At 63.0% G+C, this 16,574-nt stretch carries 15 protein-coding genes; 5 read left to right on the top strand and 10 right to left on the bottom strand.

Going from position 1 to position 16,574, the window contains the following annotated elements:
- Positions 1 to 36 precede the first annotated feature (36 nt).
- The gene (locus ACO06J_RS13825; RefSeq protein WP_421761303.1) at positions 37 to 381 is read left to right on the top strand and encodes a hypothetical protein; all 345 of its coding nucleotides are present in this window, start codon (positions 37 to 39) and stop codon (positions 379 to 381) included.
- Between the two features lie 54 nt (positions 382 to 435).
- On the opposite strand, the gene ACO06J_RS13820 is transcribed toward ACO06J_RS13825, so the two are convergent.
- From ACO06J_RS13820 to ACO06J_RS13785, 8 genes are all read right to left on the bottom strand, one after another.
- A complete protein-coding gene (locus ACO06J_RS13820; RefSeq protein WP_421761302.1) occupies positions 436 to 1,203 on the bottom strand; it encodes a ribonuclease activity regulator RraA in 768 nt (255 codons plus the stop codon).
- A 23-nt stretch (positions 1,204 to 1,226) separates the two neighbouring features.
- Complete coding sequence (locus ACO06J_RS13815; protein WP_421761301.1) at positions 1,227 to 2,384, bottom strand: mandelate racemase/muconate lactonizing enzyme family protein; 1,158 nt, start codon at positions 2,382 to 2,384, stop codon at positions 1,227 to 1,229.
- 10 nt (positions 2,385 to 2,394) lie between these two features.
- Complete coding sequence (gene manD / locus ACO06J_RS13810; protein ID WP_421761300.1) at positions 2,395 to 3,606, bottom strand: D-mannonate dehydratase ManD; 1,212 nt, start codon at positions 3,604 to 3,606, stop codon at positions 2,395 to 2,397.
- Positions 3,607 to 3,614: 8 nt separating this feature from the next.
- Complete coding sequence (locus ACO06J_RS13805; protein WP_421761299.1) at positions 3,615 to 4,970, bottom strand: mandelate racemase/muconate lactonizing enzyme family protein; 1,356 nt, start codon at positions 4,968 to 4,970, stop codon at positions 3,615 to 3,617.
- A gap of 78 nt (positions 4,971 to 5,048) precedes the next feature.
- Complete coding sequence (locus ACO06J_RS13800) at positions 5,049 to 6,143, bottom strand: ABC transporter ATP-binding protein (RefSeq protein ID WP_421761298.1); 1,095 nt, start codon at positions 6,141 to 6,143, stop codon at positions 5,049 to 5,051.
- 46 nt (positions 6,144 to 6,189) lie between these two features.
- Positions 6,190 to 7,068 (bottom strand): carbohydrate ABC transporter permease, encoded by an 879-nt coding sequence (locus tag ACO06J_RS13795; RefSeq protein WP_421761297.1) that lies wholly within the window; start codon positions 7,066 to 7,068, stop codon positions 6,190 to 6,192.
- Positions 7,065 to 7,952, bottom strand: coding sequence for a carbohydrate ABC transporter permease (locus tag ACO06J_RS13790; protein ID WP_421761296.1), 888 nt, complete (start codon positions 7,950 to 7,952; stop codon positions 7,065 to 7,067). Before ACO06J_RS13790 ends, ACO06J_RS13795 begins: the two co-directional genes overlap by 4 nt.
- 209 nt (positions 7,953 to 8,161) lie before the next feature.
- Positions 8,162 to 9,586: an extracellular solute-binding protein gene (locus ACO06J_RS13785; protein ID WP_421762511.1), complete on the bottom strand. Its 1,425-nt coding sequence runs from the start codon at positions 9,584 to 9,586 to the stop codon at positions 8,162 to 8,164.
- A gap of 297 nt (positions 9,587 to 9,883) precedes the next feature.
- Here ACO06J_RS13785 and ACO06J_RS13780 point away from each other — a divergent pair, with 297 nt between their 5' ends.
- The 3 genes from ACO06J_RS13780 to ACO06J_RS13770 all read left to right on the top strand — a co-directional run bounded on the left by ACO06J_RS13780 (position 9,884) and on the right by ACO06J_RS13770 (position 13,054).
- Positions 9,884 to 10,576, top strand: a complete 693-nt coding sequence (locus ACO06J_RS13780; protein ID WP_421761295.1) for a GntR family transcriptional regulator — start codon at positions 9,884 to 9,886, stop codon at positions 10,574 to 10,576.
- A 53-nt stretch (positions 10,577 to 10,629) separates the two neighbouring features.
- Positions 10,630 to 11,772 (top strand): mandelate racemase/muconate lactonizing enzyme family protein, encoded by a 1,143-nt coding sequence (locus ACO06J_RS13775; RefSeq protein ID WP_421761294.1) that lies wholly within the window; start codon positions 10,630 to 10,632, stop codon positions 11,770 to 11,772.
- A 76-nt stretch (positions 11,773 to 11,848) separates the two neighbouring features.
- Positions 11,849 to 13,054: a mandelate racemase/muconate lactonizing enzyme family protein gene (locus ACO06J_RS13770; protein WP_421761293.1), complete on the top strand. Its 1,206-nt coding sequence runs from the start codon at positions 11,849 to 11,851 to the stop codon at positions 13,052 to 13,054.
- A 146-nt stretch (positions 13,055 to 13,200) separates the two neighbouring features.
- Here the strand turns inward: ACO06J_RS13770 and ACO06J_RS13765 are convergent, their stop codons facing one another.
- Positions 13,201 to 14,061 carry a helix-turn-helix domain-containing protein gene (locus ACO06J_RS13765; protein WP_421761292.1) on the bottom strand — a complete coding sequence of 287 codons (861 nt, stop codon included), beginning with the start codon at positions 14,059 to 14,061 and terminating at the stop codon, positions 13,201 to 13,203.
- 89 nt (positions 14,062 to 14,150) lie between these two features.
- On the opposite strand from ACO06J_RS13765, the gene ACO06J_RS13760 reads away from it, so the two are divergent.
- Positions 14,151 to 15,605, top strand: coding sequence for an alpha-glucosidase/alpha-galactosidase (locus ACO06J_RS13760; RefSeq protein ID WP_421761291.1), 1,455 nt, complete (start codon positions 14,151 to 14,153; stop codon positions 15,603 to 15,605).
- A 213-nt stretch (positions 15,606 to 15,818) separates the two neighbouring features.
- Here ACO06J_RS13760 and ACO06J_RS13755 read toward each other — a convergent pair whose 3' ends face one another.
- Positions 15,819 to 16,199, bottom strand: coding sequence for a hypothetical protein (locus ACO06J_RS13755; protein WP_421761290.1), 381 nt, complete (start codon positions 16,197 to 16,199; stop codon positions 15,819 to 15,821).
- Positions 16,200 to 16,574: the final 375 nt, after the last annotated feature.

The raw sequence follows: 16,574 nt of genomic DNA, 5'->3' as shown, positions 1-16,574 counted from the left end.
TTGCTGCCAATGACAGATTTTAGAACGGGGTCCTAGATGTTTCGTCGCGTACTGCTGGCTTCGGCCGTAACAATGCTGATGCTGTCATCGGCGCTGGCAGCCAAGGTTACCACGAGCCCCTGCGAGGCGCGCGAAGTGGTAACCGCAATGAAGGATACCTTCGCCAAGGGGAAGTTGGAGGATGGCCGCTCGTTGCTGTCCTACGGTATCAATGTGGCGCATATCGGCAACGTGAAGACATTGGTGGCGAACAAGGACAAGCTTGTCTGCGGCATCACGATCACTGTGGTCTACCGGGGAGAGTCAGAGCGCCTCTCCCTGCGGTTCACGGTCCAGCAATTCGGCGACGGCACCTATCGCGCGGCAATCAGCGGCCGCTAGTTCGCGCAGGCTGTGATGTAGAAAAGGGGCGGCAATGGCCGCCCCTTCTGGAAATCAGTGGCTGGGGCTCGGTGGCAGGCCCTTGGCGGCGCGCCACGCCTGATACTCATCTTCAGCATCCGGGTGCAGCGGGTAGTAGCGGCGGAGGTCGGCACCGATCATCAGCTTTTCGCGGCTGAACACTTCCCACTCGGCGTGCTTCTTTGAATCCTCGATGACCTTTTCGGCCATCGACTGCGGCAGCACAACCACGCCGTCGTCATCGGCCATGATGATATCGCCCGGAATGACCGTGACACCGCCGCACGAGATCGGCACGTTCACCGCGTTCGGGAAAATCGAGACCTGCACGTGGTAGTTCGGGGTCCAGCCGCGCAGCCAGGTGTTGAGCCCAAGCTTTTGCACATTGGGGCGGTCGCGCATCACGCCGTCGATGACGATGCCGGCGCCGCCGCGACCCTTGAAGTAGGTCGACATCATGTCGCCGAACACGCCTGAGCTCATGTCGCCGCGCGCATCGACCACGACCACGTCACCTTCCTCGATCTCGTAGAGAACGTGGCGGTGGAGCTGGACCTCGGGATCGGCATACTCACCCTCGGCGAAGAGGTCTGGGCGCTGCGGCAGGAACTGTAGCGTCTGCGCGACACCGACAATCGAGGCGCCGGGGTTCTGCGAGACCGGACCGACCATGTGCGGGTTGCGGAAGCCGGCATGGCCGAGCGAGCCAGCGACGGTGGCGGTGCCGATGTCCCTGAGAGCGTCGAGCAGGTCCTTGGAGGGACGCTTGAAGGTGGGGATGGGAGTCTGAATTGTGCGCATGATATCCTCGTTATATCAGTGGTTTACCAATTGGTGACCGAGCCGTCGCGGCGGGTGAGCATCGGCGCCTGCCAGTTGCGGAAGCTATCGGTATTGAGCAGTTTTTCGTTGACCTCGATACCGAGGCCCGGACCGTCCGGCACGGTGAACACCGCTCCGTCCAGCACCGGCATTTTTGGGAAGAGGTCCGCCGTCGGCGTGCCCGCATAGAGATCGGTAGCGCTGGCGCGCGTCTCGAGCGCGAAGAAATTCGGCACCGCTGCCGACATGTGGATCGTCGCCGCCGTGCAGATCGGGCCCAGGGGGTTATGCGGCATAAGGTCGACATAATGCGCCTCGCTCCAGCCCGCGACCTTCATCGCCTCGGTAAAGCCGCCGACATTGCAGAGGTCGATCCGGTTGAACTGGTGGATGCCTCGTTCGATATACGGCAGGAACTGCCACTTCGAGGCGAACTCCTCGCCGATCGCAAACGGCACGTCGGTAAGCTTTCGTAATGATTCGTATGCCTCTGGCGTTTCGTCCCGGATCGGCTCTTCGAGAAAGTCGATCGTTCCCGATGGCATCTTCTGGCAAAAGCTCGCCGTTTCCGCGACCGAGAGCCGGTGGTGATAGTCGATCCCCAGCACCACGTCGTCGCCCAGCGCCTCGCGCGCTTCGATCAGGAAACGGGCGGATTTGCCCACCGACTCGCGCGGCTCGAAGATATTGCCCGGATTGTCCCAGGCCGCCGGAAAGAACCGGATCGTCGACCAGCCGCGCGCTATCAGCGCCTTGGCCGCATCGATCGTATCCTGCCCATTGATCGCCCCGGTCGAGGCAAAGGTCGGGATCGCGTCACGCACCTTGCCGCCCAGCAACTCGTAGACCGGTACGCCGAGAGCCTTGCCCTTGATGTCGTGGAGCGCAATATCGATGGCCGATTGCGCCGCCGTCAGCACGCGCCCGCCCTCGAAATACTGGCTGCGATAAAGCAACTGCCAGATATGGCCGATCTTGAACGGATCGAGCCCGACGAGGATTTCGGCAAAATGCTCGATCGCCCCGACAACGGCCTTCTCGCGGCCCGAAAGCCCGCTTTCGCCCCAGCCGAAAATGCCTTCATCCGTCTCGATCTTGACGATCATCTGGTTGCGGTGCCCCACCCAGACGGGGAAGGGCTTGATGGCGGTGATCTTCATGGTCTTTGCCTCACCAACTGGTCATCGAGCCATCTTCCAACCGGGCAATCGGCAGGTAGGCAGCGGAATAGGGGTATTTGGCGGCCAGCGCTTCATCGATATCGGTGCCGCTGCCCGGCGTCTCGTTGGGGTAGAGATAGCCGCGCTCGTAGCGCCAGTCGCACTTGAAGACGTCGTAGGTCTCTTTGGTGTAGCCGGTGAACTCCTGGATGCCGAAATTGCTGATCGCGGTGTCGACATGGATGTTGGCGCCCATCGTCGCGGGCGACATGTCCATCGGGCCGTGGCAGGCCGAGCGGACGTGGTAGATCGCGGCGAAATCGAAGATCCGCTTGATGCCCGTCACGCCACCGGCATGCACGGCGGTGACGCGAATATAGTCGATGAGCTGCTCGGAGATCAGCGTCGTCGTGTCGTAAATCGAGTTGAACACTTCGCCCACGGCGAGCGGCTGCGTGGTATGCTGCCGGATGATCCGGAAACCCTCCTGCAGCTCCGCCGGGATCGCATCCTCAAGCCAGAACAGCCGGTAGGGCTCAAGGTCCTTGCCCAGCCGCGCCGCTTCGATCGGGGTCAGCCGGTGGTGGACGTCGTGGAGCAGGTGCACATCCCAACCAACCGCATCGCGGAGCTTTTCGAACAGCTTGGGTACCAGCGGCATGTACTTGTGCGTCGCCCAGACTTCCTCGGTCACCATCGGCTTGATCATGCCGCCGGCCGCCTGGTCAGTGGAAGGCCCGGTGCCATAGATCGGCGGCAGGCCGGGGATCGAGACCTGCGCGCGGATGGCTTCAAGGCCCTGGTCCTTGAGCTTTTGCACGCCATCGACGACCTCGGGAATATCGAGCCCGCCAACGTGCTTATAGACCATCACCTTGTCGCGCGATTTGCCGCCCAGGAGCTGGTAGAGCGGCATGTTGGCGACCTTGGCCTTGATGTCCCACAGCGCCATGTCGATCGCAGCGATTGCCGCCATGGTGATCGGCCCGCGGCGCCAGTAGGCGCCCTTGTAGAGGTACTGCCAGATGTCCTCGGTGCGGAGCGGATCCTTGCCGATCAGCGTCGGGGCGATGTGGTCCTGCAAATAGCTGACCACAGCCAGCTCGCGGCCGTTCACCGTGCCGTCGCCAATGCCATAGACGCCCTCGTCGGTGATGACTTTCACCGTCACGAAGTTGCGTCCGGGCGAGCAGACGATGACCTTGATATCCTTGATCTTCATTTTAGGCCTCAGCTCCAGATCCGGTCCCAGGAATAGTCGTCGTCCCACTGCTCGGTGGGCTGCCAGATGCCGGTGACGCCCTCCTGCAGGTGCCCCGCGATCACTTCGTCGACGATGTCGTCGATACCAAGACCCGGCTTGTCCGACACGGTGATGAACCCATCCTTGACCAGCGGCTTGGGCAGGCCCGTGACGATATCGTCCCACCAGTCGACATCGACCGAGTGGAATTCGAGCGCGAGGAAGTTCTCGGTCGCCATCGCCACATGCGCCGCCGCCATCGCCGCAATCGGGCTCTCGGCCATGTGGATCGCCATCGACACGCCATGGTCCTGCGCCATGTCGCCGATCTTCTTGGTTTCGAGGATGCCGCCGGTGGTGAGGAGATCCGGGTGGATCACCGAAATCCCGGCCTTCAGCAGCGGCTCGAACCCTTCCTTCAGGTAGATGTCCTCACCCGTGCAGATCGGCACCGATGTCGCCTGCTGCAGCTGGCGGTAATGGTCCGCGAACTGCCACGGGATCACGTCTTCGAGCCAGGCCGGGGTGTATTTCTCGATCCGGCGGGCAAGGCGGATGCCGTCCTGCAGCGAGATATGGCCCAGATGGTCGATGGCCAGCGGGATTTCCGGGCCGATCTCGGCCCGCACTTCGGCCATGTACTGGTCGAGGAGGTCGAGGCCCTTTTCGGAGAAATGCAGGCCCGTGAACGGGTGCATGACGTTCTGCGCATTGTAGCGCGCGTTGAAGACGCGGCGCTGCTCGGCATCCTTGGGCGGCCGGCCGCCGGCATGCTGGCGGAACGGCTCGATCGAGCCGGCCGGCCCCACGACCGCACCGGGAACATCGGCGATCTGCATCAGGCCGAGGTCCATCTTGAGGAAGGTGAAACCTAAATCCATGCGCTCCTTGAGGCGCTTGCCCATCGCGGTGCCGCTCGGGCGATCCGCGTCAGTGTCGCAATAGACCCGCACCTGGTCGCGGAACTTGCCGCCCAGCATCTGGTAGATCGGCACGCCGTAAGCCTTGCCCGCGAGATCCCAGAGCGCGATTTCCACCGCAGAGACGCCGCCGCCCTGACGGCCATGACCGCCGAACTGCTTGATGCGGCGGAACAGCTTGTCGATATCGCAGGGGTTTTCACCGAGCAGCCGGCTCTTCAGCATCAGTGCGAAGGTGGCGCTGGCGCCGTCGCGGACTTCACCGAGCCCGACAATCCCCTGGTTGGTATAGATTTTCAGCAGCGCCGAGCGAAACGGCGCGCCCTCGATTTCGGCGACCCGCATATCGGTGATGCGGAGGTCCGAAGGTCGGGAGCGGGTGTTGACGTGATTAAGGGCGGCGTCCGCAGCAGTCGAAGTCATCAATCAATGTCCGGGTTGGGGGCCCGTCGTCAGTGTGGTGGCGAAACGGGCAATAGGGGTTTGAACAACAGGCAGGGATCAGTCAGCGAGCGCCATCTCCGTCTCGCCGTCAAACAGGTGCATCCGCTCCTGATCGAATTCGATGAACACCGTCTCGTCCGGGCGGATCTGAACGCTCGGAGCAAGACTGATATTGAGAATGGCGCTTGAAACGAACACCTGCGCAAAGGTCACATCGCCGGTCGGCTCGACCGTATAGACCTTGCCCGGCACCGAGCCCGGCACCTGCGATGTGTGCAGGCGCACCGTCGAGTGCCGCGCGCCGAGCACCAGCTTGTTGCTCTTGGCCTTCAATGACTTTTTGGAGTTGGCTGGCGACAGCGGCAGTTCCCAGCCCTCGGCGCTGGTCAGCACCACGTCGGTACCCTTGGTCACCGCCGTCAGCGGGATCAGACTCATCGCCGGGCTGCCGACAAAGCTCGCAACGAACATGTTGACCGGATGGGCAAACACATTGGCCGGCGTGTCGTATTGCTGCAGGAACCCGCCATTCATCACCGCCATCTTGTCAGCCATGGTGACGGCCTCGAGCTGGTCATGCGTCACGTAGATGATGGTGGCGTTGAGGTCCTGGTGGAAGCGCTTGATTTCCGACCGCATCTGGACGCGGAGCTTGGCGTCAAGGTTCGAGAGCGGCTCGTCCATCAAAAAGACCTTGGGGTCGCGCACCAGCGCCCGGCCCAGCGCCACGCGCTGCTGCTGCCCGCCGGACAGTTCACGCGGCTTGCGTTGGAGCAGGTGGGTGATGTCGAGCACCTTGGCCGCCGCCTGCACCTTGCTGTCGACGTCCGCCTTGCTCAGCTTCCGCATTTGCAGCGGGAAGGCGAGATTGTTGTAGACCGACTTGTTGGGGTAGAGCGCATAGTTCTGGAACACCATGGCGATGTCCCGGTCCTTGGGATCAAGGTCCGTCACCACCCGGTCGCCGATCATGATGTCGCCGCCCGACATCGGGATCAGGCCCGCAACGAGGTTGAGCGTCGTGGTCTTGCCGCAGCCCGACGGCCCGACCAGCGCCACGAACTCGCCGTCCGCAACCTTCAGCGACACGTGGTTGACGGCAAAGATATTGCCGTAGGTCTTGACCACGTCCTTGAGCACAACCTCAGCCATTCAATTCCCCTTCAACCAGGTGGGCGCCAACGCGCACCAGCCGGCACTAATGCTTGACGGCGCCTTCGGTCAGCGCGCGGACGAAATATTTCTGCAGAACCAGGAACAGCACCACGACGGGGATGCTCATCATGAACGTCGCTGCCATTAGCCCCGGCCAATCCGTGGCGTTCTCCGAAAAGAACCGCTGGATCCCGACCGGCAGCGTCATCTGGTCGTGCCGGGTGAGGAAGGTGTAGGCGTAGATGTACTCGTTCCACGCTCCGATGAAGCTGTAGATCGAGGTGGCAATGATACCCGGGGTCGAAAGCGGCATGACGATCAGCACGAACGCCTGAAAGCGCGTCGCGCCGTCGATGCGGGCGGCCTGCTCGAGCTGCACCGGGATGTTGTCGTAGAACCCCTTCAGCAGCCAGACCGCCAGCGGCAGGCCGAACGTCAGGTAGGTGAGGATCAGCGAGCCGTGGGTGTTCACCAGCCCGAGCACCCGCATCAGGATGAACAGCGGCACGAGGAACACCACCGCCGGGAACATGTTGCGCAGCAGCACGGCAAAGAACAGGAATGTGCGTCCGGGAAAGCGGAAGCGCGAGAAGGCGTAGGCCGCAGGCACCGCGACTGCCACTGCAAGAATGGTGGTCGTGGTCGAGACCCAGACGCTGTTCCAGAAATACTGCAGGAAATCGCGTCCGACACTGCTGCCGGGGTTGATCAGGCGCCAGTAGTTATCAAGCGTGGGCTCGGCCGGCCACCATTGCGGCGGGTATTGCATCGCGGCAAAGCCCGTCTTCAGCGAGGTGATCAGCATCCATAGCATCGGCGCCACGGTAAAGCCGAGCAGGAGGACCAGAAACAGTCGCCCCGACCAGCGCCAGCCGTCAAAGCCCGAGCGGCGCGTGACCGCTGCTTCAGTGCGCGCGCTCATGCCCCGGCCCTCGCTTCGTCGCCCTTGGTGAGGGCGCGGACATAGAAGTAGCCAAGCACCATCATCACGAGGAACAGGATCACCGCATAGGCAGCGCCGACACCCCAACGCTGCCGTCCGAAGGCGATCTGGTAGATGTGCGTGATCCAGATATCGGACGACCCGGCGGGACCACCGCTCGTCATCACCCATGGGATGATGAAGGAATTGAAGTTCTGCACCGCAAGCAGCAGCACCGTCACCGTCGACACCCCCGCAAGGTGCGGGAAAGTGACGTGCCAGAAGCGCTGCCAGGCGCTGGCTCCATCAACCTGCGCCGCCCGCAGCAGGCTGTCGGGCACCGTCTGGAGGCCCGCCATCAGCATGATCATGGCGAAGGAGAATTCCTTCCACACGTTCACGACAATCAGCGAGTAGAGCGCGGTCGAGGTGTTGTCGATGAAGTTGATCGGGTGGTCGGAGAGCCCGAACTGCACCATCAGCGCACCGATGACGCCGAAGTCGGAATGGTAGAGCCACTTCCACACATAGGACGCCGCAACAGCGCTCACCACCCACGGGATCAGCAGGAGCCCGCGTAGCAGGCCGCGACCGATGAACTCGCGGTTGAGGGCAAGCGCTGCGCCAAGGCCGAGAAGGAACGCGAAAAAGGTGGAGAGCGTGGTCCAGATCACCGTCTGCCAGGTGACCTTCCAGAAGATCGGGCTGGTGAGAATGGTGACGTAGTTGTCGATGCCGTTGAACTTCTTGTCGGCCAGCGACAGGCTCGCCGGGGTGTTAAAAAAGCTCAGCTCGATCGTGTAGTAAATCGGGTAACCGATGACGATCAGCATCACCAGGAGGGCAGGGGCCACATAGAGATAGTCGGCACGGCTGGTCCACATCCGCTGTCCCAGATGCGGGCGCCTCGGCGCTGGCGGGACGTCTCGAAAGATGGCCTGACCCGGAACGGTGCTCACAATGGCCTGCCTTGGTGTTCGTGATCGCGCTGTTGAGGCAGGTTGCTTGGTAACCTGACCTCACGGCGCTCCCGGTGAGATCAAAAGACCGGCGGCGCGGGCCGCCGGTCGCGATAGGTGCGGGTATCAGGCGATCAGATGCCGCCACCGCCATCGACGATAGCCTGGACCTTCTTGGCCGCATCATCAGCCGCCTGGTCGACCGTCATGGTGCCGGTCAGTGCGTTCTGCAGCATATCCGGGACGATGATGTTCATGATCTCGGGCGCCTGCGGGATCACCGGGAAGGGGATACCGTTGGGCAGCATCGAGGTCGTCACATCGAGGAACTTGATGGTCTCGAGGCGCTGCTTCATCGCATCGGTGAGGAAGCCGTTGACGTTACCGGGGTTGGAACCGACCCAGGCGAGCTTGGTCGACCATTCCGGGCTGTCCCAGAAGCAGATCAGGGCCTTGACCGCCTGCTCGTCCGACTTGCCGCCTTCAACGAACTCGGGCTTGACGACGTGGATGTTCGAGCCGCCGAACACCACCGCGCGCTTGCCGTCCGGGCCGGTCGGCAAGAGGCCGTAGCGCATGTTGGCAACCACTTCGTCCGCCGCTGCCTTGTCGGTGCCGGTCGCCTTCGAAGCGAGGTCGTTCATCTTGGCGTATTCGGCAGGGTGGGCGATCATCATTCCGAGCTTGCCGGCAATGAACGGGGCCTGGTTTTCACCCTGTGTGTTGGTCAGCGCCGAGGTCGGGACCGACTTGTCGACGGCATACATCTGGTAGGCAGCCTGCAGCGCGGCCTTGGAGCCGGCATTGTTGATCTCGACCTGCTTGTAGGTCGGATCAGCCGCAGACTCGTCCAGCGCACCGCCACCCATGGCCCACATCAGCGGCATGAAGCGGAACGGCGTGTTGCCGGCGTTCTGCTTGGCTACAAGGCCGTAGCCCGGGATGCCCAGCTTGTCGTGGATCTGCTTGGAATAGGCAACGACATCGTCCCATGTCTTGGGCGGGTTCTCGGGATCGAGTCCGGCATCCTTGAACACCTTGGCGTTCCAGATCAGTGCCATGGTTTCGTTATTGGTCGGCAGGCCGTAGGTCGTGCCCTCATAGGTCACCGACTTCAGCGCACCCGGCCAGAAATCGGCGGCGGTGTAGCCGACGTCTTCAGGCTTCAGCGGATTGAGGTAGCCCTTGGCTGCAAACTCGACGCCGCCAAGGATCTGCAGGCGAATGACCATCGGCGCAGCGTTACCGAGCAGCGCGGTGCGGAACTTGTCGAGCAACTCGTTATAGGTGATCGACTGCACATCGGTGGTGATGTTCGGGTAAGCCGCGTGGAACGCGTCCCAGAACGCCTTGTCCATGTCGTGCGCGATCTGCGGATCGGCTTCGAACGGACCGGTGTACCAGTAGCTGACGCGGCCGGTATAGTCGTTGGGGACCACGGCGCCGCAATCCTTGGCGGCATCGAAATTCTTGGTGCCCGCGATCGACTTCACATATTCGGGCGACCACTTCGAAAGGTCCACGCTCTGCGCGTAGGACGCGGTTGCCGTGGTCAGCATGGTGGCGGCACTCAGCACCGCCAGCGAAAAGCCGAGCAAACGCCGGCCGGTCTTGGTCTGCATGAAAACGTCCTCCTCAAATGGGCTTACGCCACGGTATTTCCGTGGTCGCCAAAGCCTGCAGCTGCTGCTGTTTCCTCATCGGGCGCCGATCTTGTGCCAGCTTTTCCCGTCTCGCTATGGACAGTTCCAGACCTAGACCTGTATGTCAACATGGACAAGATCATACATTCTTTAGGCGACGCTCCCTGCAATCAAGGCTTCGCTTGCTCAAAAAAAGTGCATAGTCTGGACCCAATGAACCAAGCGACCCAAAGCGATGACCAGCCCGAGGAGTTGCTCGAGCAGCAGGCGTCTGTCTACGAGATGATCCGGGAGGAAATCATCTCTGGACGGCTTGCCCCCAATGCGCGCCTGAAAGTCGCCGATATCGCCGAGCAGTACCAGACCTCCACCAATCCGGTACGCGAGGCCCTGCAGCAGCTGCGCGGCGAAGGCTTCGTGCTGATCGAGCAGAACCGCGGGGCCCGCGTCAGGCCCATCGATGACAAGTTCGTCCGCGACATCATCGAAATCGAGATGCTGATCGAGGCGTCCTTGACGCGCTGGTTTGTGTCGATCGCCACCGATGCTGACATCGTCAGTCTCGAGGCCATTCAGGACGAGATCGAGGCCAACAATTTCGCCGATCGCACGCTGCACGGGGCACTCGACACCCGGTTCCACCAGCTCATCTATGATCGGCACTACAACCGGCATGCTGCCGACCTGTGGTGGAAGCACCGCGAAATCCTGCGTGCCATCAGCCGGCGTTTTCCGACATCGCTGAACCGCCGCATGTCGGTACTGCGCGAGCATCGTGAACTGATCGAGTGCATCCGCGCACAGGATGTGGAGGGCGCCGCAGAGGTGGTGTCACGTCACGTCGAGGGCTCTGGTCGTCACATTTTGGAACAGATGCGCGCCAGCAAGGCAGCGCACGCCAGCTGATCAAAAACGCTGCAGCAGCAGCCAGAATACGCTTCTGGGAGGAAGGGGAGCCAATGAAGATTACTGGCGTCAGGCCATGGCTGGTCAAATCATCCGGTTACTGGGGCGAATATCTGTTCGTCGAGGTCACCACCGACGAGGGCATCACCGGCTGGGGGGAGATCACCACCACCACCAAGATCGCCAATCGCGCGCTCTGCGCCATCCTGCGCCGGATCGACGCCATCGTCGTCGGTGAAGACCCGGCCCATATCGAGCGGCTTTGGCACAAGATCTTCCGCAGCTTCACCTATATGGGCAGTCGCGGCGCCGCCGTCGAATGCGTCAGCGCCATCGATATCGCGCTCTGGGATATCCGCGGCAAGCTGCTCGGCAAGCCGATTTATGAACTGCTCGGCGGTGCGGTGCGCGACGAGATCTCGCTCTACACCCACCCCGACCAGAGCAAGTTTACCTCGAAGCAAGGCGTCATCGACGAGATCCGCGCCATCGTCGATTCCGGCCACGTGGCCCTGAAATTCGACCCGTTCCCCTACCAGCGCGGCGGCCGCGAGCAGACCGAGGGCTATCTCGATGGCTCGATGACGAGGAAGGACGAGCGCGAGGCGGCCGAACTCACCGCCCTGATCCGCGAAACTGCCGGCCCCGATATCGAAGTGCTGATCGACGCCCACGGCCGCTTCGACGTGCCCACCGCCATCCGGCTCTGCCGCACACTCGAGGAAGCCGGCCAGATCGACTGGTTCGAGGAACCGGTGCCGCCCGAAAGCTACAATGCGCTCAAACAGGTGCGCGACAAGGTCAGCGCCGCCATCTCAGTCGGCGAACGCGGCCACACCAAGTGGGATTTCGTCCCCATCCTCGAAGGCAAGCTCGCCGACTACATCATGCCCGACGTCACCTGGACCGGCGGCATCAGCGAGCTCAAGAAAATCGCGATCCTCGCCGAAGCCTATTACATCCCGATCTCCCCCCACGATGCCGGTGGCCCCATCAACGTCGTCGCCGGAGCGCAGGTGATGATGACGGTGCCCAACTTCTACCGGCTGGAAACGTCCGAGTGGGATCTCTCCAAATACAACGACTTCATCACCACCCCGCTCGATAACTCCAACGGCAGCCTCAAGCTCAGCCGCGCCCCCGGCCTTGGCATCGAAATGAACCGCGCGTTCCTCGAAGCCAACGAGATCGAATAGCCGCCCGCCTCATCTGCTGGCAGCGGGGGCCGGTTCCCCCGGGCCTTCCCACCAACCCGACGCGAAAGCTTCCATCATGAAGATCACTGATCTCCGCTGTGCCGTCATCGGCAAGCACCCCATCGTCCGCATCGTCACCGACGAGGGCCTCTATGGCCTCGGCGAAGTCGAATACACGAAGACCTATCTGAAGCCCTGGGTGCTGCATTTCCGCGATGCCCTGATCGGCGAGGACCCTACCGACGTCGAGCGCGTCATGCTGAAGATCCGCCAGCGCGGCAGCTTCAAGCCCTACGGCGCCGCCGTCTCGGCCATCGAGCATGCGCTGTGGGACATTGCCGGCAAGGCCGCGAACGTCCCCGCCTACAAACTCCTTGGCGGCAAGGTGCGCGACAAGGTCCGCGTCTATAACGGTTCCATCCGCAAGGCTCGCGCCGGCGACCGCCCCGAGGATTTTGCTGCCGACGTCAAATGGATGGCCGAGCAGCCGCAGAACTTCTTCATGGTCAAGCAGGGGATCAGCTTCCACTCGTCGCAAAAGGACAGCTACGACGACTTCCACTACGGCCCCAAGAGCAAGAAGGCCGGCTATCACGGCGCCATGGACCAGGGCCAGATCTCCGAGCACGGCTTCAACTACATGCTCGATTGCGTCATCGCCATGAAGGAAGCGCTGGGCGACAAGGTGAGCCTTGCGCTCGATTGCGGCCCCGGCTGGTTCCTCAACGACGCCATCAAGTTCGCCCGCGCCGTCGAGCCCTACAATATCATGTGGCTCGAGGACATGCTGACCGGCGACTATGTGCCGTGGGTGAACCCGCAGGCCTATCGCGAGCTGACCACCTCGACCACAACGCCGATCCATACCGGTGAGCAGATCTACCTGCGCCACAACTTCAAGGAACTGATCGAGACCCAGGCCGTCCGCGTCATCGGTCCAGACCCGGCCGATATCGGCGGCATCGCCGAGCTGAAGTGGGTGGCCGAGCACGCCTACATGCACAACATCATGATGGCCCCGCACGGCACCGCCAATGGCCTTCTCGGCCTCGGCGCGCTGATCAACGTCTGCGCCACGCTCCCTGCCAACTACATCGCCTTCGAGTACCCCTCGGCATCCGACCCCTGGTGGAACGACATCGTCATCGGTCTCCCCGATGGCCCCATCGTCAAGGACTCCCACGTCGACCTGCTCCCCGCCCCCGGCCTCGGCCTCGACATCGACGCCGAAGGTGCAAAGAAGTACCTCAAGGAAGAAGACGCCGGGTTTTTCGACAAGTAGGAGAGAAGGCGCCCTCACCCGCCGCTGCGCGGCGACCTCTCCCCCAAAGGGAGAGGTGACGAGGTGGCAAGATCGTGCCCCAGCTTACCTCTCCCTTGGGGGAGAGGTCGGCCCGAAGGACCGGGTGAGCGGGCCTTTCGAGCCCCTTACCGCCCCCCGCGATCGCGGTACTCGCTCGGCGATTGCCCATGCGCCCGCCGAAAAGCCTTGGCGAAATAGTTCCCCCCGGCAAAGCCGGTCGCCTCTGCAATGGTGGTGACCGGCTGGTCGGTGGCGACAAGCAGCCGCGTCGCCCGCGCCATGCGCTGGGTAAACACATAGTCCGAGGGGCTCTGGCCCACTTCCTCGCTGAACCGCCGCACGAAATGCGCCCGGCTCAGCCCCGCCACCCGTGCCAGCCGGTCAATGCCGAGCGGCTCGCCGAGATGCGCATCGACAAAGCTCAGCGTCCGCGCCAGTTGCGGCGCCAGCACCGGCCCCACCGGTGCTGCCGCTCCGAACAACCCATCATGGAGCGCCATCAGCGCCGCATAGACCTGCACCGATGTTTCCCCGCTCAACGGGTCTGGATGGGCAATCAGTTTGAGGCACGCCGCCGCCATCCGGTCCACTGCCGATGGCGCCGGGGTGATCACCGGGCCCTTGAGATCAATAATCGCCCGCGCCAACCGCAAGGCCTCGCGCCCGTTCGCGCCGATCCAGAAATACTCCCAGCTCTGCGCCCGCTCGAGCCAGTAGCGGTGCGCATGGGGAAAGCTCAGCACCATGGTCGAGCCCGGCAGCAGCGCATGCCGCGTGCCGTCGAAATCGAGCTCGCCCCGCCCGGCAATCGTGTGCTGGATCACCACGAACGGCGCATCGCCGCGCTTCAGCCCTTCCCACGAGTAGACCTCGTTGGCGCGCCGCTCGAACCCGGCCCCCGTCGCCATCACGTGAAAATCCACCGGCCCCCGCGCTGGGGTCAGCGCCTGCATCTGGTGGCCGTGAGCGATGAGGTCAGACAGCATGAAATTACCCGCGATGGCACGACTTTCCTCTACACCCCTCGCGCCACCCCAGCTAGACCTGATCCAATCAAAACAGAGGGGAGGGGCCCTTGTCCTTCAAAGTTACGATCATCGGTGCCGGCTCGGTCGGCTTCACCAAGACGCTCATTTCAGACCTCCTGAAAGTGCCCGAATTCGCCAATGTCGAGTTCGCGCTCACCGACATCAACCCGCACAATCTCGATATGATCCAGCAGATCATTTCCTCGATCGTCGCGGTCAACAAGCTCCCCGCCAAGGTCACCGCCACCACCGATCGCCGCGCCGCGATCACCGGCGCGCGCTACATCATGAGCTGCGTCCGCGTCGGCGGGCTCGAGGCCTTTGCCACCGACATTTCCGTGCCGCTCAAATACGGCGTCGACCAGTGTGTGGGTGACACCATCTGCGCCGGCGGCATCCTCTATGGCCAGCGCAACATCCCCGTGATCCTCGATTTCTGCAAGGATATCCGCGAGGTCGCCGAGCCCGGTGCGTTGTTCCTCAACTATGCCAACCCGATGGCGATGAACACCTGGGCGGCGCTCAAGTACGGCGGCGTCAACACCGTCGGCCTCTGCCACGGTGTCCAGCACGGCGCCCACCAGATCGCCCAGGTCCTCGGCGTCGAGGACAGCGAGCTCGACTACGTCTGCTCGGGCATCAATCACCAGACCTGGTACATCGATATCCGCGCCAAGGGCCGGAAGATCGAAAAGGACGAACTGATCGCCGGCTTCGAAAAGCACCCGGTCTACTCCAAGCAGGAAAAGGTCCGCATCGACGTTTTGAAGCGCTTCGGCGTCTATTCCACCGAGAGCAACGGCCACCTGTCCGAATACCTTCCCTGGTACCGCAAGCGCCCCGATGAGATCGAGCGCTGGATCGACATGAGCGACTGGATCCACGGCGAGACTGGCGGCTATCTCCGCTATTCGACCGAACGCCGGAACTGGTTTGAAACCGACTTCCCCAAGTTCAAGGCCGATGCCACCAAGCCGCTCAGCGAGCACAAACGCACCACCGAGCACGCCAGCTACATCATCGAGGCGCTGGAGACTGGCCGCACCTATCGCGGCCACTTCAACGTGCGCAATAACGGCATCATCAAGAACCTGCCCGCCGATGCCATCATCGAAAGCCCCGGCTTCGTCGATCGCTTCGGGCTCAACATGGTCGAGGGCGTCGAACTCCCCATGGCCTGCGCCGCCACCTGCTCGGTCTCCATCTCGGTCCAGCGCATGAGCGTCGAAGCTGCCGTCACCGGCGATATCGATATGCTCAAGCTCGCCGTGCTGCATGACCCGCTGGTCGGCGCCATCTGCACGCCTGACGAGGTCTGGCAGATGGTCGACGAAATGGTCGTCGCCCAGGCCCAGTGGCTGCCGCAATACGCCGGCGCCATCGACGGCGCCAAGGCCCGCCTCGCCAAGTCCACGGTGAAAACCCGCGACTGGCAAGGCGCCGCCCGCAAAACCGTCCGCTCCGTCGAAGAGCTCCGCGAAATGAAAGGCGCGCACCACTAGGCGCACACTCTTCCCACCCTCTCCCCTTGAGGGAGAGGGTGGCCCGAAGGGCTGGGTGAGGGGCAGTGTTTCAGCTCAGGCCGCTCGTCGCTTCGCTCCGATCGCGCAACCCTTACAGGTTGCGGCCCCTCATCCGGCGCTACGCGCCACCTTCTCCCTCAAGGGGAGAAGGAAGGATGCTGCGGTGCGCCTCTTCCAGATCGTTAACATCCGTTAACCCGACTCCGTCAGGATGGCACCATGTCCGCTGTCCCGACTGCGCTTGCGCAATTGCTGGCTCGCCCTGATCCCGTCGCCGATCCGGCAACGGCCAAGCTCCTGCGCGCCGCGCTCGAAGCGCTGCAGCAGCATTCGGGCGAGACCGTCGCCGCCAAAATCGTCGGCCCGCTCCCCGGCGGCCTGACGCAACTGCTGGCGGGCACCGAAACCCTGATCCTCAAGCTCGCAACGCCCCTCCCCACCGGCGCGGCCGTGTCGCTCAAGATCAGCACCACACCCGATGGCCAGCCCGCTGTCAGCGTCGAAACCCAGCCCCACGCTCCCGCCGCCGCCCCCGCCCCCATCCCACAACGCACCGCCAGCCTGATCGCGCATGCGAGCGCACAGGCAGCGCCAGCCCAACCGGGCGCGACGGCGGCTTCCGTGCCCGCCGGGCCGCCCACGGCGGCGTCGACACCCGGAGTGCCTGCCGCTCCCAGTCAGTCACCCGCACCGTCTACGACAGCAGTTGCGCAACCTGCTCTGACGCAAACGACCCCGCTGCCTGCGGTTGGCGCCATACTGATAGCCTTACCCTCAACGCTAGCTTCCGCGCCTCCGGTGGCCAACGCGAGTGCTGTCGAGGCGCCGCAGCCTCAGCCCCCCACCGCAGCAACTCAGGCCTCATCACTGCCTGCACCCACTGTGGCATCGTCAGCGCAAACAGGTGTCATGGCTCCACAGCTTCCCGCCACTCCGCTCGCGATGCCT

This window comes from Devosia sp. (genome assembly GCF_965229025.1).
In the GTDB taxonomy this organism is placed as follows: domain Bacteria; phylum Pseudomonadota; class Alphaproteobacteria; order Rhizobiales; family Devosiaceae; genus Devosia_A.
Note: the sequence above shows the minus strand (reverse complement) of the source record. Positions and strands in the feature narration are given on the sequence as shown.

What these genes read in the sequence shown, in the direction of transcription:
- ACO06J_RS13825 (WP_421761303.1), top strand. Translation starts at nt 37, where the DNA reads ATGTTTCGTCGCGTACTGCTGGCTTCGGCCGTAACAATGCTGATGCTG.
- ACO06J_RS13820 (WP_421761302.1), bottom strand. Translation starts at nt 1,203, where the DNA reads ATGCGCACAATTCAGACTCCCATCCCCACCTTCAAGCGTCCCTCCAAG.
- ACO06J_RS13815 (WP_421761301.1), bottom strand. Translation starts at nt 2,384, where the DNA reads ATGAAGATCACCGCCATCAAGCCCTTCCCCGTCTGGGTGGGGCACCGC.
- manD (WP_421761300.1), bottom strand. Translation starts at nt 3,606, where the DNA reads ATGAAGATCAAGGATATCAAGGTCATCGTCTGCTCGCCCGGACGCAAC.
- ACO06J_RS13805 (WP_421761299.1), bottom strand. Translation starts at nt 4,970, where the DNA reads ATGACTTCGACTGCTGCGGACGCCGCCCTTAATCACGTCAACACCCGC.
- ACO06J_RS13800 (WP_421761298.1), bottom strand. Translation starts at nt 6,143, where the DNA reads ATGGCTGAGGTTGTGCTCAAGGACGTGGTCAAGACCTACGGCAATATC.
- ACO06J_RS13795 (WP_421761297.1), bottom strand. Translation starts at nt 7,068, where the DNA reads ATGAGCGCGCGCACTGAAGCAGCGGTCACGCGCCGCTCGGGCTTTGAC.
- ACO06J_RS13790 (WP_421761296.1), bottom strand. Translation starts at nt 7,952, where the DNA reads ATGTGGACCAGCCGTGCCGACTATCTCTATGTGGCCCCTGCCCTCCTG.
- ACO06J_RS13785 (WP_421762511.1), bottom strand. Translation starts at nt 9,586, where the DNA reads ATGCTGACCACGGCAACCGCGTCCTACGCGCAGAGCGTGGACCTTTCG.
- ACO06J_RS13780 (WP_421761295.1), top strand. Translation starts at nt 9,884, where the DNA reads ATGAACCAAGCGACCCAAAGCGATGACCAGCCCGAGGAGTTGCTCGAG.
- ACO06J_RS13775 (WP_421761294.1), top strand. Translation starts at nt 10,630, where the DNA reads ATGAAGATTACTGGCGTCAGGCCATGGCTGGTCAAATCATCCGGTTAC.
- ACO06J_RS13770 (WP_421761293.1), top strand. Translation starts at nt 11,849, where the DNA reads ATGAAGATCACTGATCTCCGCTGTGCCGTCATCGGCAAGCACCCCATC.
- ACO06J_RS13765 (WP_421761292.1), bottom strand. Translation starts at nt 14,061, where the DNA reads ATGCTGTCTGACCTCATCGCTCACGGCCACCAGATGCAGGCGCTGACC.
- ACO06J_RS13755 (WP_421761290.1), bottom strand. Translation starts at nt 16,199, where the DNA reads ATGCGCGATCAGGCTGGCGGTGCGTTGTGGGATGGGGGCGGGGGCGGC.